At 67.2% G+C, this 23,243-nt stretch carries 24 protein-coding genes; 15 read left to right on the top strand and 9 right to left on the bottom strand.

The window, feature by feature from the left end:
* Nucleotides 1-60: 60 nt before the first annotated feature.
* From BLV31_RS03105 to BLV31_RS03075, 7 genes are all read left to right on the top strand, one after another.
* Complete coding sequence (locus BLV31_RS03105) at nt 61-954, top strand: amidohydrolase family protein (RefSeq protein ID WP_064060720.1); 894 nt, start codon at nt 61-63, stop codon at nt 952-954.
* A gap of 206 nt (nt 955-1,160) precedes the next feature.
* Nucleotides 1,161-1,661 carry a cysteine dioxygenase gene (locus BLV31_RS03100; RefSeq protein WP_064060721.1) on the top strand — a complete coding sequence of 167 codons (501 nt, stop codon included), beginning with the start codon at nt 1,161-1,163 and terminating at the stop codon, nt 1,659-1,661.
* An 83-nt stretch (nt 1,662-1,744) separates the two neighbouring features.
* Complete coding sequence (locus BLV31_RS03095; protein ID WP_024102446.1) at nt 1,745-2,656, top strand: ABC transporter substrate-binding protein; 912 nt, start codon at nt 1,745-1,747, stop codon at nt 2,654-2,656.
* 16 nt (nt 2,657-2,672) lie between these two features.
* A complete protein-coding gene (locus tag BLV31_RS03090) occupies nt 2,673-3,782 on the top strand; it encodes an ABC transporter ATP-binding protein (RefSeq protein WP_024102447.1) in 1,110 nt (369 codons plus the stop codon).
* Nucleotides 3,779-4,423 (top strand): ABC transporter permease, encoded by a 645-nt coding sequence (locus BLV31_RS03085; protein ID WP_006550779.1) that lies wholly within the window; start codon nt 3,779-3,781, stop codon nt 4,421-4,423. The genes BLV31_RS03090 and BLV31_RS03085 overlap by 4 nt, the downstream gene beginning before the upstream one ends.
* The gene (locus tag BLV31_RS03080; RefSeq protein ID WP_006550780.1) at nt 4,420-5,094 is read left to right on the top strand and encodes an ABC transporter permease; all 675 of its coding nucleotides are present in this window, start codon (nt 4,420-4,422) and stop codon (nt 5,092-5,094) included. Before BLV31_RS03085 ends, BLV31_RS03080 begins: the two co-directional genes overlap by 4 nt.
* A 95-nt stretch (nt 5,095-5,189) precedes the next feature.
* Entirely contained in the window at nt 5,190-5,663 is a 474-nt protein-coding gene (locus BLV31_RS03075; protein ID WP_064060722.1) for a hypothetical protein, read from the top strand.
* 301 nt (nt 5,664-5,964) lie between these two features.
* On the opposite strand, the gene BLV31_RS03070 is transcribed toward BLV31_RS03075, so the two are convergent.
* Both BLV31_RS03070 and BLV31_RS03065 read right to left on the bottom strand, forming a co-directional pair.
* On the bottom strand, nt 5,965-6,837 hold the full coding sequence (locus tag BLV31_RS03070; RefSeq protein ID WP_064060758.1) for an alpha/beta fold hydrolase: 873 nt from the start codon (nt 6,835-6,837) through the stop codon (nt 5,965-5,967).
* A 208-nt stretch (nt 6,838-7,045) separates the two neighbouring features.
* A complete protein-coding gene (locus BLV31_RS03065; protein ID WP_024102450.1) occupies nt 7,046-8,320 on the bottom strand; it encodes a glutaminase in 1,275 nt (424 codons plus the stop codon).
* An 85-nt stretch (nt 8,321-8,405) separates the two neighbouring features.
* Between BLV31_RS03065 and BLV31_RS03060 the strand changes: the two genes are divergently transcribed.
* The gene (locus tag BLV31_RS03060) at nt 8,406-9,089 is read left to right on the top strand and encodes a hypothetical protein (RefSeq protein ID WP_006550784.1); all 684 of its coding nucleotides are present in this window, start codon (nt 8,406-8,408) and stop codon (nt 9,087-9,089) included.
* Here the strand turns inward: BLV31_RS03060 and BLV31_RS03055 are convergent.
* Both BLV31_RS03055 and BLV31_RS03050 read right to left on the bottom strand, forming a co-directional pair.
* Complete coding sequence (locus tag BLV31_RS03055) at nt 9,082-9,576, bottom strand: hemerythrin domain-containing protein (protein ID WP_006550785.1); 495 nt, start codon at nt 9,574-9,576, stop codon at nt 9,082-9,084. The genes BLV31_RS03060 and BLV31_RS03055 overlap by 8 nt on opposite strands.
* A 70-nt stretch (nt 9,577-9,646) precedes the next feature.
* Nucleotides 9,647-10,504: a LysR family transcriptional regulator gene (locus BLV31_RS03050; protein WP_039584485.1), complete on the bottom strand. Its 858-nt coding sequence runs from the start codon at nt 10,502-10,504 to the stop codon at nt 9,647-9,649.
* Nucleotides 10,505-10,588: 84 nt separating this feature from the next.
* Between BLV31_RS03050 and BLV31_RS03045 the strand changes: the two genes are divergently transcribed.
* Both BLV31_RS03045 and BLV31_RS03040 read left to right on the top strand, forming a co-directional pair.
* Nucleotides 10,589-11,578, top strand: coding sequence for a bile acid:sodium symporter family protein (locus BLV31_RS03045; RefSeq protein WP_052227206.1), 990 nt, complete (start codon nt 10,589-10,591; stop codon nt 11,576-11,578).
* A 134-nt stretch (nt 11,579-11,712) separates the two neighbouring features.
* A complete protein-coding gene (locus BLV31_RS03040) occupies nt 11,713-12,930 on the top strand; it encodes an alpha/beta hydrolase (RefSeq protein ID WP_064060723.1) in 1,218 nt (405 codons plus the stop codon).
* A 3-nt stretch (nt 12,931-12,933) separates the two neighbouring features.
* Here BLV31_RS03040 and BLV31_RS03035 read toward each other — a convergent pair whose 3' ends face one another.
* Nucleotides 12,934-14,130 carry a 4-hydroxybenzoate 3-monooxygenase gene (locus BLV31_RS03035; protein ID WP_064060759.1) on the bottom strand — a complete coding sequence of 399 codons (1,197 nt, stop codon included), beginning with the start codon at nt 14,128-14,130 and terminating at the stop codon, nt 12,934-12,936.
* Between the two features lie 103 nt (nt 14,131-14,233).
* Complete coding sequence (locus BLV31_RS03030; RefSeq protein ID WP_033098463.1) at nt 14,234-14,992, bottom strand: IclR family transcriptional regulator; 759 nt, start codon at nt 14,990-14,992, stop codon at nt 14,234-14,236.
* An 81-nt stretch (nt 14,993-15,073) separates the two neighbouring features.
* Between BLV31_RS03030 and BLV31_RS03025 the strand changes: the two genes are divergently transcribed.
* From BLV31_RS03025 to BLV31_RS03010, 4 genes are all read left to right on the top strand, one after another.
* Nucleotides 15,074-15,433, top strand: coding sequence for an ArsR/SmtB family transcription factor (locus BLV31_RS03025; protein ID WP_064060724.1), 360 nt, complete (start codon nt 15,074-15,076; stop codon nt 15,431-15,433).
* A complete protein-coding gene (gene arsB, locus BLV31_RS03020; protein WP_064060725.1) occupies nt 15,430-16,509 on the top strand; it encodes an ACR3 family arsenite efflux transporter in 1,080 nt (359 codons plus the stop codon). The genes BLV31_RS03025 and arsB overlap by 4 nt, the downstream gene beginning before the upstream one ends.
* The gene (locus BLV31_RS03015; RefSeq protein WP_024102460.1) at nt 16,506-16,913 is read left to right on the top strand and encodes an arsenate reductase ArsC; all 408 of its coding nucleotides are present in this window, start codon (nt 16,506-16,508) and stop codon (nt 16,911-16,913) included. The genes arsB and BLV31_RS03015 overlap by 4 nt, the downstream gene beginning before the upstream one ends.
* A 205-nt stretch (nt 16,914-17,118) precedes the next feature.
* Nucleotides 17,119-18,069: a DUF808 domain-containing protein gene (locus BLV31_RS03010; protein ID WP_174556256.1), complete on the top strand. Its 951-nt coding sequence runs from the start codon at nt 17,119-17,121 to the stop codon at nt 18,067-18,069.
* 23 nt (nt 18,070-18,092) lie between these two features.
* Here the strand turns inward: BLV31_RS03010 and BLV31_RS03005 are convergent, their stop codons facing one another.
* Nucleotides 18,093-18,698, bottom strand: a complete 606-nt coding sequence (locus BLV31_RS03005; protein WP_064060727.1) for a phosphoribosylanthranilate isomerase — start codon at nt 18,696-18,698, stop codon at nt 18,093-18,095.
* 48 nt (nt 18,699-18,746) lie between these two features.
* Nucleotides 18,747-19,106, bottom strand: a complete 360-nt coding sequence (locus BLV31_RS03000; RefSeq protein WP_006550795.1) for an Rv2640c family ArsR-like transcriptional regulator — start codon at nt 19,104-19,106, stop codon at nt 18,747-18,749.
* A gap of 93 nt (nt 19,107-19,199) precedes the next feature.
* Between BLV31_RS03000 and BLV31_RS02995 the strand changes: the two genes are divergently transcribed.
* Nucleotides 19,200-19,700: an ArsI/CadI family heavy metal resistance metalloenzyme gene (locus BLV31_RS02995; protein WP_006550796.1), complete on the top strand. Its 501-nt coding sequence runs from the start codon at nt 19,200-19,202 to the stop codon at nt 19,698-19,700.
* A 75-nt stretch (nt 19,701-19,775) separates the two neighbouring features.
* On the opposite strand, the gene dnaB is transcribed toward BLV31_RS02995, so the two are convergent.
* Complete coding sequence (dnaB, locus tag BLV31_RS02990; RefSeq protein ID WP_072740460.1) at nt 19,776-23,000, bottom strand: replicative DNA helicase; 3,225 nt, start codon at nt 22,998-23,000, stop codon at nt 19,776-19,778.
* Nucleotides 23,001-23,243: the final 243 nt, after the last annotated feature.

Genomic DNA, 23,243 nt, shown 5'->3' with positions numbered 1-23,243 from the left:
CGCGGACAGCGCGGACAGCGGACAGCGGACAGCGGGCGGGCGGTCTGCCATCCTGACGGCATGACCGTTCCCCGCGTCGACGTCCACCAGCACGTCTGGCCGGCACCACTCGTCGCTGCGTTACGGGCACGCACCCGTGCGCCGCGGCTCGTCGGATGGACGCTGTACCTCGGCGGTGAACCCCCGTACGAGGTGCGACCGGAGGATCACTCGATCGCCCGGCGGGCCGAGCTCGCGGCGCAGGACGGCATCGACTTGGCGCTGGTGTCGTTGTCGAGCCCGCTGGGGATCGAAACGCTTCCCGCAGCCGACGGGGCCGGCCTGCTCGACGCCTACCACGAGGGAGTGCTCGCGCTGCCGCACCCGTTCGGGGCGTGGGCGGCAGCGTCGGTCGACGATCCCGATCCCGCGGCGCTGCGCGAGGTGCTCGGGGCGGGATGCGTCGGTCTCCAGCTTCCCGCCACCGCGTTGGCGGATGCCGACGGCTACGCGCGGTGCGCCCCGCTCCTCGACGAACTCGACCGCGTCGGTGCTCCCCTGTTCGTGCATCCCGGGCCCGCCGCGGCCGATCCGTCGGCTCCGCCGTGGTGGCCGGCGATGGTGTCGTACGTGGCGCAGATGCACACCGCGTGGTTCGCCTGGCACGAGTACGGGGCCCCTCGCCTCCCCGGACTGCGCGTGGGGTTCGCGATGCTCGCCGGGCTCGCGCCGCTGCACGCCGACCGGATGGCCGCGCGCGGCGGACCGGCGACGGTCCCGTCGGCCGGAGTGTTCGTCGACACCTCGTCGTATGGTCCCGAGATCGTCGAGGCCGTGGCGTCCGGACTCGGCCCCGACCGCGTCGTGCTCGGTTCGGACCGCCCGTACGCAGCACCGTTGCTGTTCGGCGACGCGCGCGACGAGCCCGTACGGCGACGCAATCCGGTCCGGTTGTTCCGAACGTCACACGAGTGAAAATCTTGACAGTGCCGCATCCGGCCGCTGAAGTGAGCGACATGCGTCTTCCGGCGACCCTGCGGCATCGCAGGCTTCATGTGGACTACGTCCGCATCGCCGGTGGTTTCTGTGGTTGTCGCGCCTGTCGTTGATCCCGGCCCGACCCACTTCCCCTGCCCGGACGACCCTACGATCCCGTCCGGCTCCCGTTTCGAGGAACCACGATGGCTGCTGCTCTTCTGTCCCCCTCCGTGCGCGTCGATCTCGCCGAGATCGTCCGTGACATCGCCGCGGACGTCTCCCGCTGGCGGGCGCTCGTCCGCTTCGACGAGACCGAACGCTGGTACACCCGGCTCGCCGTCGCCGACGACTACGAGGTGTGGTTGCTGGGCTGGCTTCCCGGGCAGCGCACCGGGATCCACGATCACGGTGGGAGTGCCGGCGCGTTCGCCGTCGCGCAGGGACAGGTCCGGGAGGACACCGTCGACCAGCCGTGGTCGGAAGATCTTCCCGGGCAACGCGTGACGCTCTCCCGCACCCGTTTGTCGGCGGGTGCCGTGCGTCGATTCGACGGTCGGCACGTGCACGAGGTCGTCAACGACGGTCCCGTCCCGGCGGTGACCGTGCACGCCTATGCCCCCGCACTGGACTCGATGAGCCGATACCGTCTCGAGAGCGGCATCCTCGCCCTCACGACCTCGGAGCGTGCCGGCGACGACTGGTGATCCACTCGTGACAAATCCGGCACAGTGGGTATCCGCCGGGATAGAGTCGAAAACCGACCGTGCCGCATCCGAGGGAGCAACCCGTGAAACGCTTCGCACGCACCACCGCGCTTCTCGCCGTGTCCGTATTCGCCCTGGCCGCCTGTTCCGGCGGCGGAGACGAGGATCCCCTCGCCGGAGACACAGCGGACGGAGGCGCGATCGTCGTCGGTTCGGCGAACTTCCCGGAGAACGTCCTGCTCGCGGAGATCTACTCGCAGGCGCTCGAGAGCACGGGGGCCGAGGTCACCCGCCAGTTCAACATCGGCAGCCGCGAGATCTACTACGACCAGGTCGCCTCGGGTGCCATCACGCTCGTCCCGGAGTACAACGGCGCACTGCTCGCGCGGGTCGACCCCGACAGCACCGCCTCGACGACGGAGGACGTCAATGCGGCCCTGTCCGAAGCCCTTCCGGACGGGCTCGAGATCCTGGCCTCCGCCCCCGGTGAGAACAAGGACGCCCTCGTCGTCACCGAGGAGACCGCGCAGCGCTACAACCTGGTGAGCATCGCCGATCTCGCGCCGGTCGCCGGCGAACTCGTCCTCGGCGGACCTCCCGAGTTCGAGACGCGTCAGCAAGGTGTCGTGGGTCTGCGCGAGGTGTACGGGGTCGAGTTCCGCGAATTCGTCCCCACCGACACCGGTGGCCCCATCACCATCCGCGCGCTCTCGGACGGCACCGTGCAGGCCGCGAACATCTTCACCACCGATCCGTCACTGAGCACCGAACCGTTTGTTGCGCTGGAGGACCCGGAATCGGTCTTCGGAGCCCAGAACGTCACCCCGCTGGTGCATCGCGCCGATCTCGACGACGACCACGTCGCGAAGATCGACGCCGTGTCCGACAAGCTCACCACCGACACCCTCGTCGTCCTGGTCGGACAGGTGGTCACCGACGGTCGCGACATCGACGTCGTCGCCGAGGAGTGGCTGCAGCAGAACGATCTGAACTGACGGAAGTCGGTGCCACGTGATCACATTCGACAACGTCGGGAAGCGTTATCCCGACGGGACCGTCGCCGTCGACGGACTCTCGCTGGAAGTCCCGACGGGCACCCTGACGGTGTTCGTCGGGCCGTCGGGGTGTGGGAAGACCACCTCGTTGCGCATGATCAACCGGATGGTCGAGCCCTCGAGCGGGCGTGTGCTCGTCGGGGGCCGCGACGTCCGGGACGAGGATCCCCGGATCCTGCGCCGCGGCATCGGATACGTCATCCAGCACGCCGGGCTGTTCCCCCATCGCACAGTGATCGACAACGTCGCCACCGTGCCCCGGTTGCTCGGCGCGAGCCGTAAGGAGGCCCGCGCGACCGCGATGGACGTGCTCACCCGAGTCGGCCTCGGAAAAGAACTGGCGCAACGCTATCCTGCTCAGCTGTCCGGCGGGCAGCAGCAGCGTGTCGGTGTGGCACGCGCGCTGGCGGCCGATCCTCCGATCCTGTTGATGGACGAGCCGTTCTCCGCGGTCGATCCCGTGGTCCGCAAGGATCTGCAGGACGAACTCCTGCGCCTGCAATCGGTGCTGGCCAAGACGATCGTGCTCGTCACCCACGACATCGACGAGGCGATCAAGCTCGGCGACCGCGTGGCCGTCCTGCGGCCGGGCGGGGTGCTCGCCCAGTACGCGACTCCGGAGGAGCTTCTCACCTCCCCCGCCGACGATTTCGTCGCCGGATTCCTCGGCGTCGACCGCGGTGTGCGACTCATGTCGTTCTTCTCGTCCGCCGACCTGCCGCTGCGCACCGATCCGATCGTCACCCGCGATGCCGCCGAACTCGCCGTCGGCGACGGCTGGCTTCTCGTCGTCGACGACGACGGACGCCCGACGGGGTGGCGAGACGGCAGTGCCGATGCAGAATTCCTGCCGGCCGGAAAGCCGTTCGTTCCCGGGCGGGATCCGCTGCGCGTCGTGCTCGACGCGGCCGTGCTCTCACCATCGGGCCATGCCGTGGCGGTGGACGACGACGGACGTGCGCTCGGGGTGATCAGTGGCGAAGAGGTGACCGCGGCGGTCCGCGCGGCGCACAACCACAGGGAGGCCGGCACCCCGTCTCCGCTCGCGATGCGGAAGTTGCGGTGAGCCTGCGGATTCCCGGTTATCTCGGGACGTTCTGGGAACTGCTCGGCGATCATCTCGTCATGGCCCTCGGCGCGTCGCTGCTCGGCCTCGTCCTCGCTCTGCCGCTGGGCCTCGCGTGCGTGCGGTGGCCGCGGGTGTACGCCCCGGTGCTCGCGGTCTGCAGTGTCCTGTATTCGATTCCGTCGCTTGCCTTCTTCGTCCTGCTCATCGCGTTCACCGGGATCAGCCGGACCACCGTGATCCTTCCGCTGGCCGTCTACGCGCTGGCGGGCCTCGTCCCGAACGTCGTCGACGGATTGCGTGCTGTGCCCGACAGTGTCCGCCAGTCGGCGGTGGCGATGGGATTCTCGACGCCGCGCCGGTTGCTCACCGTCGACCTGCCGCTGGCGATCCCCGCGGTCATCGCGGGGCTGCGGGTCGCGACGGTCGCGAACATCAGCATGGTGAGCGTCGGAGCGCTGATCGGCATGGGTGCCTTCGGCGCGTTGTTCACCGCCTCGGTGCAGCTCGACCGACTCGATCTGGCGATCATCGGCATCATCGCGACCGTCGTGATGGCACTGGTCGTCGACGCGGTGCTCGTGCTCGTCCAGCGTCTCGCCACGCCGTGGATGCACCGCACCTCGAAGGTGCGCCGATGACGACGCTGCTGAACTATCTGGCCGAATACTTCGGCGACTCCGCGAACTGGTCGGGCGCGTCCGGGATCCCGACGCGACTGGCCCAGCACTTCGGCTATACCCTGCTCGCGTTCGTGATCTCCGTGCTCCTCGCGTTGCCGCTCGGCCTGTGGACCGGGCACACGGGCCGCGGCGGTGTGCTCGTGTCGCTCACAGCGAACGCCGCACGCGCCCTCCCCACCTACGGCCTGCTCGTGTTGCTGGTCGTGCTGTACGGGATCGGGCTCGTTCCGGTGATGGTGCCGCTGGTGGCACTCGCGATCCCACCCATCCTGTTGAACTCCTACGAAGGGATCCGCGGGATCGACCCGGCGCTGACCGACGCCGCCCGCGGGATGGGGATGACCTCGTCCCAGATCCTGCTGCGGGCCCAGCTGCCGGTGGCCTTGCCGCTGATCCTCGTCGGCCTGCGCACCGCCGCCGTGCAGATCGTCGCGACCGCCACGATCGCTGCGGCAGTGAGCTTCGGCGGGGTGGGAAGGCCCATCGTGGACGGTCTCGCGCGCAGCGACTACGCCCTGGTCGTGGGCGGTGCCGCCCTCGCCGGGATCTGCTCGCTGGTGATCCTCGCGCTCTTCGCGGTCCTCGGCCGACTGCTCGTCTCACCCGGCGTCCGGGCCTCGCGCGACTAGCTCCTACGACCCCTCCTTCGGAACCGACAAACGTGTCGGTGGCCCGGAGCACACTGGAGGTAGAGACGAAGTCCTATCGAGGAGGCGCAGGTGCGATGTACGCGCAACGCGAAACCTACTTCGGCTGGACGTCTCGGCGCGTGCCCCTGTACGCAGCCGCGCAGCCCACGGCATCCCCGGCCACACCGGCCGCAGCCGGCCCGAGCATCCGTCCCGAGGACGAGCGCGTTCCCTCGGGCGTAACGCTCGACCGCATCCTGCCCGAGTCCGTGCTGCATGGCCGCCTGGTCGCGTATCACGACGCGGACGAGGACAGGGACTACGTGGCCGTGGCGGTCGGCGCGGTGGCGGGCGAGAACGATGTACCGGTCCGGGTGGCCGAGGAAGAGACGCTCGTCGTGTCCGCAGCCCGCAGCATGATCGATGGGATCCTCGTCGGCACGGAGAACGACGACCTCGACGAACTGGAGGTCGCCCGTCAACTCCGCTTCGGCGGACCGGTCCGCGACCTGCTGGAATACATCGGAGCACGGTCGGTGGTGGTCGACTGGAGCCCCGCTGTGGCGTGATCCGACAGAGCCGTGGCGTGATGTGATCGCGTCCCTGTAATCGCGGATGTGTGACGCGCCGATACATACATCTGCAACGACACAGCATTCAGATGGTACGGTCGTAGGCGTCCCCGTGACCAAAACGTAATAATTCGGGGATTATCGCAGCCCTGGTGTGGGTACTCGAGCCTTCGGGTTCCACTGGGAGGGTGACCGGAAGTGGCGACGCCGGACTGATAGCTACGCCCGTCGGGGGCAGCCCGGCATCGCCACTTTCGACCCACACTCTCCCGGAGCGGATTCTTCCGAGTCCGGGTTCTCAGTTCTCCGTTACCGCTACGGTTGCGGCCGTCGCCGCCAGAGCGGCCGGCGCCTCGACCGCGAGGAGATGTCCCACCTCGGGAAGCGCCACGAAATGAGCACCCATGTCGTCGGCCAGCTTGTTCAGCGCGTCGACCTGCACGAGGGGATCCTTGCTTCCCACGACGACCTCGACCGGACGCCCGCGCCAGCGGCGCAGCACGGCCCGATCGATGCGGGGCATGTTCGTCAGCGACGTGCAATACGCACCGACGCGGCAGGACCACCGCAGGGTCTGTTCGTCGGGCCGGTAGTCGCATCCCGCGAGTGCTCGAAGGTACCGCTCGGTGTTCTCGAAGTTGGGCTCGTTGCGCCACTGCAGGCCGGGGATGAGGGCGCGGTTCCACCGGACGCGCGGGACGAGACCCAGCGGCGCCGCGATCACCAGCTTCTCGATCCGGTCAAGATCCTCCACCGCAGCGGCCACGGAGGCCGACCAGCCGAGACCGATCACGGGAATCCGCTCGACGCCGAGTGCATCGAGCACCTCGACGAGCCAGTGGCCGTAGACGCTGTGGATCCGGCTGTCGGGCCGGCTGCCCGCGCTCGCACCGGGAAGGCCCGGGACATCCACGAGCACCACCCGGTGGCGCTCGCCGAACTGCTCGGCGAGCAGACGCAGCCCCGCCGCCGGGAGATCGCCACCCGCGAGCACCACGATCGGCGGTGCGGTCGCAGGACCCGTGGTGAGCACGTAGGTGTCACCCAGCGAGGTGCGGGCGACGTGCTCCTCGACGGGACGCTCCCAGTAGGTCAGCAGTCCTGCGCACGCGTGGTGGATCACGCTGCCGTCTCCGGGGCAGCGGTAGGGCGAACGTGTCAGCAACGCCATCATCCTCCTACCCGGACGATTCCGGGGACGACGAGGGATTCACGGAACGGCATGAATGGATCTTCTTTCGTGGGGTACGAGCGTCTTTCGCCGACCAACCTCGGGCACACCGCACGACACCGTAGCCCAGTGCTCGGTGTGGACGCCACCCGTGGTTCCGGAAAACTTCACAGCCGTCCCTCACGTCACTTTCGTGCCGAATGCCCTTTCACCCCTGCGCCTCCAGGTCCTCCCACGAGGTGTGAACCTGCGGTCGGAAGCCGTAGCCGGTGTCGGGTTCGGGCAGATGCCCTTCGGGGTCGATCACGACGACCTCCACGCCGTCCCGGTGGAGCCGACCGATCATCTCCAGCAACATCCTTCGGCCGACCGGCAGGATGGTACGGACGAGGGACAGGTCGAAGACCAGGCGTTTCGTCTCCACAGGCTCGTCGACCACGGCCGTCACGAGACCCTCGGAACTGGTGAACTGGAGGTCGCCCTGCAACTCGAGTAGGGTGAGAGACTCGTCACCCTCGCCGATGACATGTCTTCTGCGTAACACCGAGTGTGCGACCATCGGCGCGTCCATGAGATGCAAGTTCATGTCGCGGGAGAGACGACCGAAGGCGGCGACCCCCTGGACGCTGGTGCCGTGATCGTCGAGGCGCGGCGAGTATGCGGCAATACCCAACTGTCCCGGTAGGATTCCTATGATTCCTCCGGACACGCCGCTCTTGGCGGGGATACCGACGGTGGAGAGCCAGTCCCCCGCCGCGTCGTACATCCCACAGGTCGCCATCACCGACAGCACCTGACGCACCACGTCCCGCGAGAAGATCTCCTCGCACGTCACGGGTTGCACACCGCCCGCCGCGAGCGTCGCGGCCATCATCGCGAGATCCTTGGTCGTCACAGTCACCGAACACTGCCGGATGTACCCCTCGACGATCTCGTCCGGATCGTCCTCGAAAACCTCGTACCCCCGAAGGAGATTGGCGATGGCGACATTGCGATAGGAGTTCTCGAGCTCCGACGACGCGACCTTCTCGTCGATCGTCAGCTCGCGACCGGCCAGGGACGACAGCAGAGAACGGATGTCCTCCACCGAGGCCTCGGGTTGCCGTCCGTCGAGCACCAGGGCGTGTGCGGCGAGCGCACCGGCATTGATCATCGGGTTGAGCGGACGGCCCGTGTTGCGTTCGAGCGAGACCTCGTTGAACGCCTCCCCGGAGGGTTCGACATCGATCACGTCGAGCACGGCGTCGAAGCCTCTCTGTTGCAGCGCAAGACCGTAGACGAAGGGCTTCGAGATCGACTGGATCGTGAACTCGGTGTGGTCGTCGCCCACGGAGTACACCGCACCTTCGGCGGTCACGAGGGTGAGGGCGAACCGGTCCGGGTCGGCCCTCGCCAGTTCCGGGATGTAGTCGGCGAGGGCGCCCGAACTGTCGGCGCATCCTCGGAGCACTTCGGTCAGATAATCCGGCAACGGTGAACGCATGTATTCATCGTGACCGAATCGGACGCTGCCGGGGTGAGGAGTGACGAAGGCGATTGAACCGGCGGATCGCGGGTATGCCATCCCCATGACTGCTCTGTCGTCGGCGCTGTCCGTGCCGTTCCGAGTGGGATCCGCGCTGCGCGGAGCACGCGTGTTCCACCCGCGCGGTGCGACCTTCGAAGGGGTTGCCGAACTCGAGTCGTCCTGGTGGCCGCGGCAGATTCCCCGCCCTACTCCTGTCGTCGCCCGGGTGTCGCGGGCCATCGGCACACCGGACGGCATGCCGGACGTGCTCGGTCTCGCGGTGCGCTTCGCCACGAAGACCGGCCCGTGGGACGTCCTGCTCGCATCGGCTCATCTGCCGGCCCGGGTGGCGCTGCTGCCGGCCCGTTCGTGGTCGAGTGCCCGCTACAGCACGCTCATGGCCTATCGGACCGACAGCGACCCCGCGCCGCGGTGGATCACCGCCGTTCCGCGCGGACGACAACCGTCCTCGACGACCTCCGTGCAGGCACTCGAGATACCGCTCGAGTTCTCTCTCCTGGTGGGTTCCGCCCGCGGGCCTCTGGAAGCGGCGGGACGTCTGACGCTGACTCGCCACCTGCCCGAGAAGGATTCGGAGCAGCCGTCATTCGATCCGACCGTCCACTGCCCCGGATTCGTCGATCCATGGCCGGGATGGCTCGTCGAGACGCGGCGCGACGCCTACCGGGCGAGCCGGGCCGGACGAGGCGCCTTCCTCGCCCGGCCGCAGCACACCGTCAGCTGATCACCGCGTCGATCGTCTTCTTCAGCGCGGACGGCTGCGCCGGTGACCGCGGGGCGCCCTCCTTCATCTCGAGCATGCGGGCACCGATGTCCTGCAACTGCTTACGGCCGAGCGCCTCGCGCACCTTGGGGAACCACTCGTCCTCCTCCTCGTCGATGTGATGCTCGACGTTCTCGATGAGGACCGTCGTCTTCGCGTCGAAACGCTCTGCGTCGGGCTTCATCCCGGCCAGTTCGATGACGAGCACGTCGGCGACGTGGTGCTCCTCGTACGATTCGAGAATGTCGTCCTCGAGATCGGGGAGCAGGGAACGCACCTCGGGGTACATGCACTCGTTCTCGAGATAGGTGTGCACGGTGAGGGCTTCGATGATCTTGTCGACGATCTTGCCCTTCTCCTTCTCCCCCTCGGCCTTCCGGAAGTCGCGGAAGAGTTTCTTGATCTCCTTGTGGTCTTCCTTCAGCAACACGATCGCGTCTGTGGACACGGTTCCTCCTGCGGCGTGAACATTGCCGCCCCCAGCGGGCGTGGCACAGGAATACCCGTCCGCGACACCGTCACACGCGCACACGATCCGCATTCGCGAGGATGGCCGCCCGCAGTGCCGCCTCCGGGCCGCTGAGTACGGAACGACGCGCCATGAGCACGAACTCGATCTCACCCGCACCGGGAAGCAATCGTTGGGGATCGCGCACCGGGACGAGACCCGGTGGTGGAAGCCGCTCGGCGTGCAGCACCACGCCCAGTCCCGCGAGCGCTGCAGCACGCAGACCGTTGAGACTGTCGGTCGTGCACGCAACGCGGACACCGCGCCCACTGCGCTGGAGGACCTCGAGCGCGATGTCGCGGGTCAGGGCCGGCGACGGATAGGACACCAGCGGTGTCGGCTCGTCCGGATCGAGGACGTAATCGGGGGCGGACAGGAAGACGAGACGCTCGCTGAAGATCATTTCACCGTGGCGGCTGCCCGGTCGACGCTTGCCGAAGACCAGATCGAGCTCGTTGTCGTCGAGACGGCGCTGCAGATCCTCGCTCAGATCCACCGTGAGTTCGAGATCGATGCGGGGATGACTACGCCGGAACTCGGCGAGGATCGACGGCAGCTCGTAGAGCACCAGGTCCTCGGAGACCCCGAAACGCAGCCGGCCGCTGAGCGGCGACTCCGAGAAGTGCCTGCGGGCGGCATCGTGGCGATCGAGGATCTCGCGGGCGAAGGCGACCATGTCGGCGCCGTCCGCCGTGAGCTCGACGTTGTGCGTGTCGCGTACGAACAGGCGGCGCCCGATCTCCTTCTCGAGTCGCGCGACGTGCTGACTGACCGTCGACTGCCGCAGGCCGAGCCGCTGGGCGGCCGCGGTGAAGCCGCGCTCCCGCTCGACGGCCAGGAAGCTCCGTAGGTGCACCGGATCGAACACCACCCCATTTCATCACGAATCGCGATTACAGAAAACGTGGCGACCGTCTTCTGTAATGACATCCGGCTGCCGTACCGTCGATTCGTGCTCTCCAAGATCCCCGTGCTCGGACGGCTCGACCCGTTCCTGCTCGCCATCCTCGCCACCGTCGCCGTCGCTGCTCTGCTGCCCGCCGACGGGGTCGTACTCGACGGCGTGAACTGGGCCGCCAAGATCGCCATCGGGCTGCTGTTCTTCCTGTACGGCGCGCGCTTGTCCACGCAGGAGACCATCGAGGGTCTCGAGCACTGGCGTCTGCACCTGACGATCCTCGCCACGACCTTCGCCGTCTTCCCGCTGCTCGGCCTGGCCGCCAAGGCGCTCGTACCGTCGATCCTGAGCGACCCGCTCTATCTCGGCGTCCTGTACCTGTGCCTGCTGCCGTCCACGGTGCAGTCCGCCATCGCGCTCGTCTCGGTGGCGCGCGGCAACATCCCCGGCTCGATCGTCTCGGCCAGCGCCTCGAGTCTCATCGGAATCTTCGCGACTCCACTGCTGGTCGCGCTGACGATGTCCACCCAGGGCGTCACCTTCAGCGGGTCGGCCGTGCTCGACATCGTGCTGATGTTGCTCGTGCCGTTCGTCGCAGGTCAGCTCCTGCGGCGCTGGATCGGCGGCTGGGTGAAGGCCCACGGCAAGCCGCTCAAACTCGTCGACCGCGGATCGATCATGCTGGTCGTGTACGTGGCGTTCAGCCGCGGCATGAACGAGGGTATCTGGTCGATGATCTCGGTCGGCCGCCTGCTCGCCCTCGTCGGTGTGTGCGCGGTGCTGCTCGCGATCGTGCTCGCGCTCACCTGGTACTCGTCGCGCGGACTCGGTTTCGAATATCAGGACCGTGTCGCGATCCTCTTCTGCGGCTCCACGAAGTCCCTCGCCACCGGTCTGCCCATGGCGATCGTGCTGTTCCCCGGCCAGCCCATCGGCCTGATCGTGCTGCCGCTCATGCTGTTCCACCAGATGCAGCTCCTGGTGTGTGCGGCTCTCGCCGGACGCCTGGCGAAGAAGGCACCGGATGGGCTCGTAGCCGTATAGGAGAGCGAAGCCGAAGCTCCTGTTAGACGAAACCGAGGGTGAAATCCGCTGATTCCGGTAGCGGTGACGTCATCGTGCCGTCACCGTGCAGGGAGAACCCCGATTCGCGAACCTCGGCTCGAAGGAGCACCGACATGGGTCTGCTGTTCCACGATCATCTGCACGACGAGTTCGGAACCTGGCCGCTAGCCTACATCCCCTACGGCGGCGCCGACTTCGGCGAGATCGCCGCAGTGGCCCGGCAGGTGGGCGACGGTGACGACGGGGACTTCTATCGGGCGTGGGTCGAGACCGGGGACCGTCTCGTCGCCGAAGCGGAGTCCTGCGCGACCGCCGGGCACGACGACTCGGCACGCGAGCTGTTCCTGCGGGCGAGCGCCTACTACGCGACCGCCTACCACCCGCTGTACGGATCTCCCGTCGACCCACGTCTGATCGCCGCCTTCGACAAGCAGGTCGCGGCCTTCGATGCCGGGCTGGCGATCGGGGACACACCCGTCAAGGCTGCCAGGATTCCGTTCGAGGACACCACGCTTCCGGGCTACCTGATTCCCGCACCCGGCCACGAGAACAGCGTGCGGCCGCTCATCGTCTTCACCAACGGATACGACGCCACGATCACCGACATGTACTTCGCATCGGCCGTGGCAGCGCTGCGACGCGGCTACCACTGTCTCCTGTTCGACGGACCGGGCCAGGGCGAGGTGCTCTACAAGCAGAAGATGCCGATGCGTCCGGACTGGGAAGTGGTCGTGCGCGCGGTGATCGATCATGCGACGGCCTCCCCCATCGTCGACCCTGAACGCATCGTCCTGAGCGGATGGAGTCTCGGTGGGTATCTCGCGCCGCGCGCAGCATCCGGTGAGCATCGTCTGGCCGCGGTGGTCGCCGATCCCGGTCAGTGGAGCGTCGCGGCCGGCACCCGGGCCCTCGGGGCAGCGTTCGGCCTCTCCCCCGAGGTCCTCGACGATCCTTTCTCGATGAGCGCACAGGACGCCGATACGATCATGGCTGCGGTGCAGTCGGATCCGTCGCTGCGCTGGAAGATCGTCGCCCGTGGATTCTGGGTCAACGGAGTCTCGGACATCCGGGAACTGTTCGCGGAGATGAACGCGTACACGCTCGACGAGGTCGGGGAGCGTATCTCGTGCCCGGTCGTGGTGACCGCCGCCGAGAGCGATGCCCTCGCGCGCGGTGCAGGAACGTTCGGCGATCGATTGGGCGACAAGGTGACCCTCATCCCGTTCATCGACGCCGAGGGTGCGGGTGGGCATTGCGAGATGGGCAACCGCACCCTCCTCAACAGGCGGGTTCTCGATCGGCTCGACGAGCTCCTGGCCCGCACGCCCTGACGATCAGCGGTCGGGCCGGCCCGTGTACGCCTCCGCGAGATACTGCTGTCCGTACCGGGAGCCGACGACCGCGGCGAGTTCGCCCAGTGCCCGTTTGTTCTCGAACGGCGTTGCGTCCTCACGGGTGTGGAGCATCGAGGTCATCCAGTACGAGAAGTTCTGCGCCTTCCACACGCGCTGCAGCGCCGTGTCGCTGTAGGCGTCGAGCAGGTCGGACGAGCCGGTGGAGAAGAACGAGTCGAGCGCGCGGAAGAGCACCCGGACGTCGGCCAGGGCGAGGTTGAGTCCCTTGGCACCGGTCGGCGGAACGGTGTGGCCGGCATCGCCTGCCAGGAAGAGGTTTCCGTGCCGCATCGGTTCGCACACGTACGAGCGGAACGGCAGGACCATCTGTTCGAAGATGGGGCCGCGCTTCAGTTCGAAACCGTCGGGGCCGTCGACACGCCTCTGAAGCTCGTCCCAGATCCGGTCCTCGCTCCACGTCGACGCGTCCTCGGACGGATCGCACTGGAAGTACATCCGCTGCACCGACTCGTTGCGTTGACTGATGAGGGCGAATCCGTGATCAGAACGCGCATAGATCAATTCGGGTGCACTCGGTGGAGCCTCGGTAAGGATCCCGAACCATGCGAAGGGGTACTCGATGAAGTGGTCGGTGCGGACGTCGCCGGGAATCGCCTTGCGGCAGATGCTCTGTGATCCGTCGGCTCCGACGAGGATGCGGCACCGGATCTCGACCGGCGTGCCGTCGGATTCGGTGAACCGGATCTTCGGTGTGTCGGTGGTGATGTCGAGAACCTCTGTGTCGCAGACGCTGTAGCGCACATCGCCACCGTCGCGTTCGCGCGAGGCGGCCAGGTCGACGAAGACCTCGTTCTGCGGATACAACCACACCGACTCACCCACGAGGTCCCGGAAATCGATGCGGTGGCTCTCACCTCCGAAGCGCAGATCGATGCCGTCGTGGCGGTGCCCTTCGTTCAGGACACGGGTGTCGACTCCGCTCTCGGTGAGCAGCGACACCGAGCCGTGCTCGAGGATCCCCGCACGGTGGGTGGTCCGGATGGTCTCGTGATCACGCTTCTCGACGACGATGTTGTCGATCCCCGCCTTCGCGAGGAGATGGGAGAGCATGAGACCTGCCGGGCCGCCGCCGACGATGCCGACTTCGGTGGTGACGACCGTGCGGGTTGCATTCATGTGTTCGTCCTTCGCTGCGCGTATCCGATTCGCGTCCCGTCGAGTGTCGTGCGCCTCTCCCACCACACACGTCGACTTCTCGTTCAATGAGAAAACGATTGGGTCAGTCCGGGGGACGCTCGCCGACTCCGCGCGCGATGCCGCGGGCAGCGGCCATGAGGACGGGCACGACGGCCTGTTGCCGGGACGCACCGGTGGGCACCACCACGCCGAGCGCCGCCAGGGCATGACCCGACCGCGCGAGGACGGGCACCGCGATGCCCGTGGTGCCCTCGTCGAGCACACCGTCGAAGCGCGCATAACCCCGCCGGCGGACCTCCGCGAGCGCGCGACGGAAATCTCTCGTCGTCGCAGCGAAACGCTTCTCCACCTCGGGATGTCGTCGCCGATAGGTTTCCTGCACCTCCGCAGGTGAGAACGCGAGCATCGACATGCCCAGCGACGTGTCGTGGACGGGGAGCCGACGCGCGACCGAGGCCTGGTTGACCACCGAATCGGACGCCGACAGCCGTTCGAGGACGAGGACCTCGTCGTCCTGCAGGACCGCGAGCTGGGTGTGCTGGTGCACCACCGACTGCACGTCCTGCAGAAAGGGCAGCGCCGACTCCCGCAGATCGCGCGCGGGTGCACTGCGCGCGACGAGTTCCCACAGGCGCAGACCGAGCCGTACCCGGCCGTCGTCGTCCCGGGTGAGCAGACCGTGTTGCACCAGCTCGCCGACGAGCCGGTAGGTCGTGGCCTGCGGGATGCCGGACCTGCGGGCGAGACTCCCGACCGTCAGGCGGGGTTGGGTGTCGTCGAACGACTCGAGGATGCGGACGACGCGGTCGAGCATCGAGTCACCGGACGGCGAGTTGGCCATGCCGCCATTGTTCCGTGTCCGATCCGGGCAGCTTCACCATCCGGATCCGTCCGTAGATTCGACATCTGTCAATATAGACGTGTGTCGAATCAAGATCTCGCGGGTGACGACGCCTGCTGCTCTCCGCTCGTGCGCCAACCCCTGACGGGCGATCGCGCCGTCGACCTCGCCCGGATGTTCAAGGCCCTCGGCGATCCGGTGCGTCTGCGGTTGCTGTCGCTCGTCGCGAGCCATGCCGGCGGTGAGGCGTGCGTATGCGACATCTCGGGATCGTTCGATCTGTCCCAACCGACGATCTCGCACCACCTCAGAGTTCTGCGCGAGGCAGCCCTGCTCGAGTGCGAGCGTCGCGGCACCTGGGTGTACTACCGGGTGGTTCCGGCTGCACTACGGCAACTCTCCGATGTACTCGGGATCGAGCCGACCGAGGTACCCGCATGAGTGAGCGAACTGCGGTGGACACTCCCGTGATGGGCAGGATGTCGACACTCGACCGCTTCCTTCCCGTGTGGATCGGCACCGCCATCGTCGTCGGCCTGCTGCTCGGCCGCATGATTCCCGGACTCGGAGAAGCCCTGGGTTTCATCGAGATCGACGGGATCTCGCTGCCGATCGCCCTCGGCTTGCTGATCATGATGTACCCGGTGCTGGCGAAGGTGCGCTACGACCGTCTCGACACGGTCACCGGCGACCGCACCCTGTTGATCTCGTCGCTGATCCTCAACTGGATCCTCGGACCCGCACTGATGTTCGCACTCGCCTGGCTGATGCTGCCGGATCTGCCCGAATACCGCACCGGCCTGATCATCGTCGGCCTCGCGCGCTGCATCGCCATGGTCATCATCTGGAACGACCTCGCCTGCGGCGACCGGGAAGCCGCAGCCGTGCTGGTCGCGATCAACTCGGTCTTCCAGGTGATCATGTTCGCCGCTCTCGGCTGGTTCTACCTGTCGGTGCTGCCCGGATGGCTCGGCCTCGAGCAGACCGGTCTCGACGTCTCCCCGTGGGAGATCGCGAAATCCGTGCTGATCTTTCTCGGGATCCCGCTCGTCGCCGGTTTCCTCACTCGTCGATTCGGCGAGAAGGCGAAGGGCCGCAGCTGGTACGAGCAGACCTTCCTGCCGCGCATCGGACCGTGGGCGCTGTACGGACTGCTGTTCACCATCGTGGTCCTGTTCGCGCTGCAGGGTGAACAGATCACCTCGCGACCACTCGACGTCGTACGCATCGCGCTGCCCCTGCTGGCGTACTTCGCGATCATGTGGGGGAGCGGGTATCTCTTCGGCGCTGCAGTAGGACTCGGCTACGAACGCACCACCACACTCGCCTTCACCGCCGCGGGCAACAACTTCGAACTCGCCATCGCCGTCGCGATCGGCACGTTCGGGGTCGCGTCCGGACAGGCACTGGCGGGAGTCGTCGGCCCCCTCATCGAAGTGCCCGTCCTCGTCGCACTCGTGTACGTCGCTCTGGCCCTGCGCACCCGTTTCGTCGCCCGTGCCGGAGGTGCGTCGTGACCGCCGTTCCGTCCGTGTTGTTCGTGTGCGTGCACAATGCCGGACGGTCCCAGATGGCCGCCGGGTTCCTGAGTCGCCTCGCAGGGGATCGCATCACAGTCCGTTCCGCCGGGTCCGCACCCGCCGAGGAGGTGAACCCTGCTGCGGTCGCGGCGATGGCCGAGGTCGGAATCGACATCTCCGGCGAGAACCCGAAGATCCTCACCGCCGACGCCGTGCAGACCTCCGACGTCGTGATCACGATGGGGTGCGGCGACACCTGCCCGGTATTCCCCGGTACGTCCTACCGGGACTGGGTGCTCGACGACCCGGCCGGACGAGGGCTCGACGCCGTGCGTCCGATCCGTGACGAGATCCGGGCGAAGGTCGAGGCGTTGATCGCCGAACTGACATCGCCGACATGATCGAGTTCGGTAACCGCATCCACCGGGTACCCACAGGTCTGTCACGCTGGGCGCCCATGTAGGGCACTCGGTGTGGACGCACGTCGTCCCCGACCTGCTCCGGACACCGCGTTGCACGTCATCGCAGGTCCGGTAGCGTTCTGAGACGACTCGTAATCGCGTGTCGGTCGATCGGCTCGGTGCAGCCGAACTGTGGGAGGTTCCCGTGGCTGGTGGTCTCGTCGCCCTTCTGGACGACGTCGCGGTACTTGCGAAGGCAGCCGCGGCATCCATAGACGACATCGGCGCTGCAGCCGGCAGGGCGAGCGTCAAGGCAGCGGGAGTGGTCGTCGACGACACGGCCGTCACCCCCCGCTACGTGCACGGGTTCACCCCCGATCGCGAACTGCCGATCATCCGCAAGATCGCGATCGGGTCGATCCGCAACAAGCTTCTGATCATCCTGCCGGTCGCGATGATCCTGAGTCAGTTCCTCCCGCAGGCCCTGCCGTATCTGCTCATCGCCGGCGGTCTGTTCCTCTGCTACGAGGGCGCCGAGAAGGTCTACGAAGCGCTCACCGGCGGACACCACGAAAAAGAGGCCACCGCAGCGGAGAAGGGCCCCGAGTTCGAGAAGGCCATGATCGGCGGGGCGATCCGCACCGACCTGATCCTGTCCGCCGAGATCATGGTGATCTCGCTGGCCTCCGTCGAGGACGAACCCTTCCTGACTCGCCTGCTCGTCCTCATCGTCGTCGCCGTCCTCATCACCGTCCTGGTGTACGGCGTGGTCGCCCTGATCGTGAAGATGGACGACGTCGGCCTGGCGCTCGCGAAACGGAAGTCCACTTTCGCTCAGCGCGTCGGTCGCGGTCTCGTGACGGCGATGCCGAAGCTGATGACCGTTCTCACCGTGGTCGGGATCGCCGCCATGCTGTGGGTCGGTGGGCACATCCTGCTCGTCAATGTCGGCGAGGCCGGATTCCATTGGCCTGCCGATCGTCTGCACGATCTCGAGCACTGGTTCGGCGACCTCGTGCACGGCGGATTCGGCGGCGTGTTGTCGTGGACCGCGGGGACCGTGGCATCCGCTCTGGTGGGCCTGATCGTGGGTGCGATCGTCGTGCTGATCATGCACCTGATCCCGCGGCGGAAGAAGGCCGACGCCGCGCACTGACGCCGCCGGATCCCCCGGACGGGTCACTCAGGGGCGTTTCTCCGGACCGCCTGCGCGAACGCCCGCATGAGACCCGGATCCTTGACGCCGCGTTCGGCCTCGATGCCGCTGGAGACGTCGACACCCCACGCCCCGGACGTGGAAAGTGCCCTCTCCACGTTGTCGGGGTTCAGCCCGCCCGCAAGGACCCACCGGCCGGACGGCAAGGCACTGCGGTCCTGCCAGTCCCATGTCTTCCCTGCACCGGCGACTGCGCCGTCGACGAGCAACAGGTCGGCGCCGAAGTCCTCCGACAGCGCCTCGGCTCCTCCGGTGTTGATCGCGCGGATCACCGTGAATCCCGCGTCGTGCAGCACGCGCACGTCGTCGGCCGACCGCAGGTCGTGCACCTGGACGTGATCGAGATTCGCGGCCCGGGCCGTCGCGATGATCTCGTCGAGGGACGCATTCACATAGACGCCGACGGCGAGTGTTCCCGCCGGCACACGGGTGCGGAGCGTCGCGGCCCGCTCGGGGGAGATGCGACGAGGGCTCTTCACGAGAACGAAACCGACCGCGTCGACGCCCAGTTCGACGGCGAGATCGACCGTCGCCTCGTCCTGCAGTCCGCACATCTTGATGAACGTCATCACTACCTTCCTCGCCGCTTCTCCACCTCGAGGATATGTGTGCGACCGTCAGCGGCAGCAGTTCGGATCCAGGACGACCCTGAGCGCCTCGAGGGACTCGGCGCGGGCACGGTGATAGACGTTCATCCCGCGTCGCTCGGATTCGACCATGCCCGCCTTGCGTAGTTGTCCGAGGTGATGACTCACCGTGGATTCCGCCAGATCCACACCGGCGGCAAGATCGCACGTGCACACCGCACCTTCGTCGGCGGTGAGCAGGATCGACACGAGTTTGATGCGCACCGGATCGGCCAGGGCCTTCAACCGCAACGCGACCTCGAGGGCGGCGTCGTCGCGCATCGGCGCAGCCGATACCGGAGCGCAGCAGATCGGGGCGCGGACATCGATCACGGGCAGCGCTTTCGGCATGATTCGAGCCTAACCACCTTCTTGACATATGTCGAAATACAGGAGCATCCTGTGGGCGGTAATTCGATATATGTCACACAGGTGGAGGCAGTCATGTCACGCATCCAGTTCGCCCTCGACGTCGACGACCTGCCCGAAGCGGTCGCCTTCTACTCGACACTGTTCGGCACCGAACCGGCCAAGCTCGAACCGGGCTACGCCAACTTCGCGATCGCCGATCCGCCGTTGAAGCTGGTGCTGTTCGAGAACCCGGGCAAGGGCGGCACGATCAACCATCTCGGGGTCGAGGTCGACTCGTCCGAGAAGGTGCACACCGAGATCGCCCGATTGACCGAGGCGGGCCTGTTCGCCGACGAGGAGATGGGCACGACCTGTTGCTACGCCACGCAAGACAAGGCGTGGGTGACGGGTCCGGCAGGGGAGAAGTGGGAGGTGTACACCGTCCTGGCGGATTCGGCCACCTTCGGGTCGAGCCCGCAGCATCTCGACGGCACGCAGGAAGCCAGCGGCGGAACATGCTGCACGACCGGTGCCCCGGACGAGCAGCAGGACGACAACTCCACGCCGAAAACCGGCGTAACCTCCTGCTGCTGACCGCCTTTCGCTACGAATATCACGGAACCGGGACGAGATCTGTCGCCTCGCCGCCGGGCGGGGCGACGACTCGTATCAGCCTCGCGCCATGTCCACGAACCGCGACAGGTGCAGCTGGTGGGCAACGGTGATGGTCGCGGTCGGGCCGTTACGGTGCTTGCCGACGATGAGGTCGGCCTCGCCGCCACGCGGGTCGTCGCGCTCGAAGGCGTCGGGGCGGTGCAGCAGGATGACCATGTCGGCGTCCTGCTCGAGGCTGTTGTGCACCGCGATGCCGTCGGCGACGAAATTGTGTGTGCCGGGCACCGTTCCGTCGTAGACGTCCCGCTCGCCGAGACTCGCGACGGAGACGATCTCGTCCCAGAACACGTTGTTGGTGGCGACCATGTCGATGTCGGCCGTGTCGAGGACATCGGCGACCCGGGCGAGCCGCGAGCGTGCACCCTCGGTGGTGCGCGGGGTGGCGGATGCGACCGGTCCGATCGGAGCGAGCTGTTCGACGGCGAGCAATTCGCCGAGCTCGGCTTCGATCTCGGGGGTGACGGTGTCGGGGCTGTGCTTGACGAGCTTCGGTCCGAGCTGCGCCAGGACCCACTGCGCCGCGGTTCCGTGCTTGCCCACGTCGTGGAGGAAGACCGCCTGGTTCTCCGCCCCGGTGACAGTGAGGTCCCAGCCCTCGACGGCATCGGTGATCCGCGCGAACACGCCGATGCGCAGGAGCAGGCGCGCGAGGTCGTCGGCCAGACGACGCTCCGCCGACCGGTAGCGGACGACGGCGCGGGCAGCGCCTGCGTCCCATGCGACCTCACCGCTGTCTTCCCAGATGTGGCAGACGAGCTCGGCGACCTGCTCCTTGGGGAGTGAGAACGCGCGGGTGGGGATCAGTCGGCCGGCCACGGCAGTGTCCGCGAGAACGGCCACCTCGTCGTCGGATGCGGGTATCACGTCGAGGGGTGCGGGCACCGCACGCGGCACTGCGACACGCTCACCGGCGACCAACTCGCCCAACGGCATCCAGCCGTCGATGGTGAGGAAGGGATGGTTCGCGGTGGCTTCGACACGACGCCCCGAGGCCAGCTCCAACCGGAAGACTTCCTTACGGCCGCTGGGGAAGACCTTCACCATCGGCCGGACGACCATCCGCATGCGTTCGTCGAGCGACCACACGAGGGGCTGTTCACCCGACTCGAGCAGCTCGCCGAGCGTGACTTCGGCGCCGGTGTCGGCGCGCATGATGCGCGTGGACGCCGGCAGGCAGCCCGACTCACGGAGGTCGGAGACCTGCGGCCGCTTGTCGGTGCGCTGCTCGGGACCACGGTTGAGCTGACACACCGCGACGACCGGAACCTCGAGTTCCTTCGCGAGAAGCTTGAGGCTACGCGAGAATTCGGAGACCTCCTGCTGACGCGACTCGACCTTCTTGCCGGACGACATGAGCTGCAGGTAGTCGATGACGATGAGACGGATGTCGTGTTTCTGCTTGAGCCGCCGCGCTTTTGCGCGGATCTCCATCATCGTGAGGTTCGGTGAGTCGTCGATGAACAACGGCGCTTCGCTGATCTCGCTCATGCGGCGGGCGAGACGCGTCCAGTCGTCGTCGGTCATGCGTCCGGATCGCATATCGCCGAGCTTGATCTTCGCCTCCGCGGACAGCAGACGCATGACGATCTCGGTCTTGCCCATCTCGAGCGAGAAGATGACCGACGCCATGCCGTGCTTGATGGAGCACGACCGCATGAAGTCCATGCTCAGCGTGGAGTTGTGTGTGGGCACCATCGCGCGACCCGCGAGGTACATGTGGTCGCCGTCGACCTCGACGCACCGCACCGGGACCGAGGAAACCGGGCGGACGGCGACGATGCGGCGCTCGCGCGGCATGGTGGCGCGGCATTCCTTGTGCCGCACGGCCTTGCTGGGCAGGACGAAGACGTCGTCGTCGGTGGTGAAGGAGATCTCGGTGCCGTCGAGCACCGGCGCGTAACCGAGGCCCGACAGGAGTTCGGCGACGCCCTGCGCCAGACGCTCGGACGAGCCGACGAACCGGATGGTGCCGTCGTCGTCGATCTCTCCACCGGCGTCGAGCAGACCCGCGAGGAGTTCGCGACGCTGCGGTTCGGATGCCCGCTGGTATTCGGCGGGGATGTGGGCGCGGAGCGCGACGAGGGCGCTCGTGAAACCACCTTCGCCGTCGATACGCATGTGCAGTTCGGGATCGGACGACGGGCCGCCGAGCCACGCCCCGAGCGTGAAGGGGGAGACGGGCAGCTCTGTTGCCGGGAACGACAGTGCCTCGGTGTTCGCGACGGTGTGCCCGGCGTCGGCGGTGGCGGCGAGTTCGCCCGTGGTGCGGATCGCGCCGTCGCCGGTGCGCCACTGGTGCTGCTCGTCGGCGACGATCACGGTGCCGTCGGAGAACACGACGTCGAAGCACGGCCGGCCGTGCATGACCTCGGTGGCGGCGAGGACGCGGACGGGGCGGCCGTCGGCGCCGAGGAGTTCGTCGCCCACACCGACCTCGCCCATCGTGGTCCAGCCGGTGGGGGTGGGCAGGGGAGTGTCGAGCGCGAGGGCCTTACCCACACCGGGACGCGCGGCGACGATGATCATCTGGCCGGCGTGCAGCCCGTTGGTGAGCTCGTCGAGTTCGGCGAAGCCGGTGGGCACGCCGAGGGAGATACCGCCGCGGCTGGCGATGGAGTCGATCTCGTCCATCGTGGGCTGCAGGAGTTCTTCGAGCGGCACGAAGTCTTCGGTGGTGCGTCGTTCGGCGACCTCGAAGACCTCCGCCTGCGCGCGGTCGACGATCTCGGCGACGTCCTGGCCGTCGGCGCCGGCGTAGCCGTACTGGACGATGCGCGTGCCCGCCTCGACGAGACGACGCAGGACGGCCTTCTCGGCGACGATCTCGGCGTAGTAGCCGGCATTGGCCGCGGTGGGGACGGTCTGGGTGAGCGTGACGAGATAGGCGGCTCCGCCGAGACGCTTGAGTTCGCCGCGCCGGTCGAGCTCGGCCGACACGGTGACCGGGTCGGCGGGTTCGCCACGGCTGTAGAGATCGAGGATCGCGTCGTACACGGCTTGGTGGGCCGGACGGTAGAAGTCGCCGGGCCTCAGCACTTCGAGGACGTCGGCGATGGCGTCCTTGCTCAGCAGCATGCCACCGAGCACGGACTGCTCGGCCACGAGATCCTGAGGGGGCTGTCGACCGAAGTCTCCACTCGGTTCCTCGGGAGGTCCCGAATATTCGGGATTTCCACGATCGTCAACGACGGCCACTGCAGTGCCTGCCTTCCTCCACATGTCCCCGTCCGGCGCGCTGTGCTCCGGCGGATACCTGCACGCACTCCCGGTGTCGGTACCCGGGGTTTCGTGTCCGGTTCTACTCGCCCCTACCGACATCCTGTGTGTGGAGTCGTGCGCCCGACGTTAGGGATCCGGATGACCCTCCACAACTCGGGTTGTGCACACAGTTGGGGATGAATTGTGGAAAGAGGAGGACAGCCTTGTGTACCGGATGTGCACAACCTGGGGACAACACATCTC

The organism is Rhodococcus pyridinivorans, assembly GCF_900105195.1.
In the GTDB taxonomy this organism is placed as follows: domain Bacteria; phylum Actinomycetota; class Actinomycetes; order Mycobacteriales; family Mycobacteriaceae; genus Rhodococcus; species Rhodococcus pyridinivorans.
The sequence above is the reverse complement of the archived record's forward strand: the minus strand, read 5'-3'. Positions and strand labels throughout refer to the sequence as shown.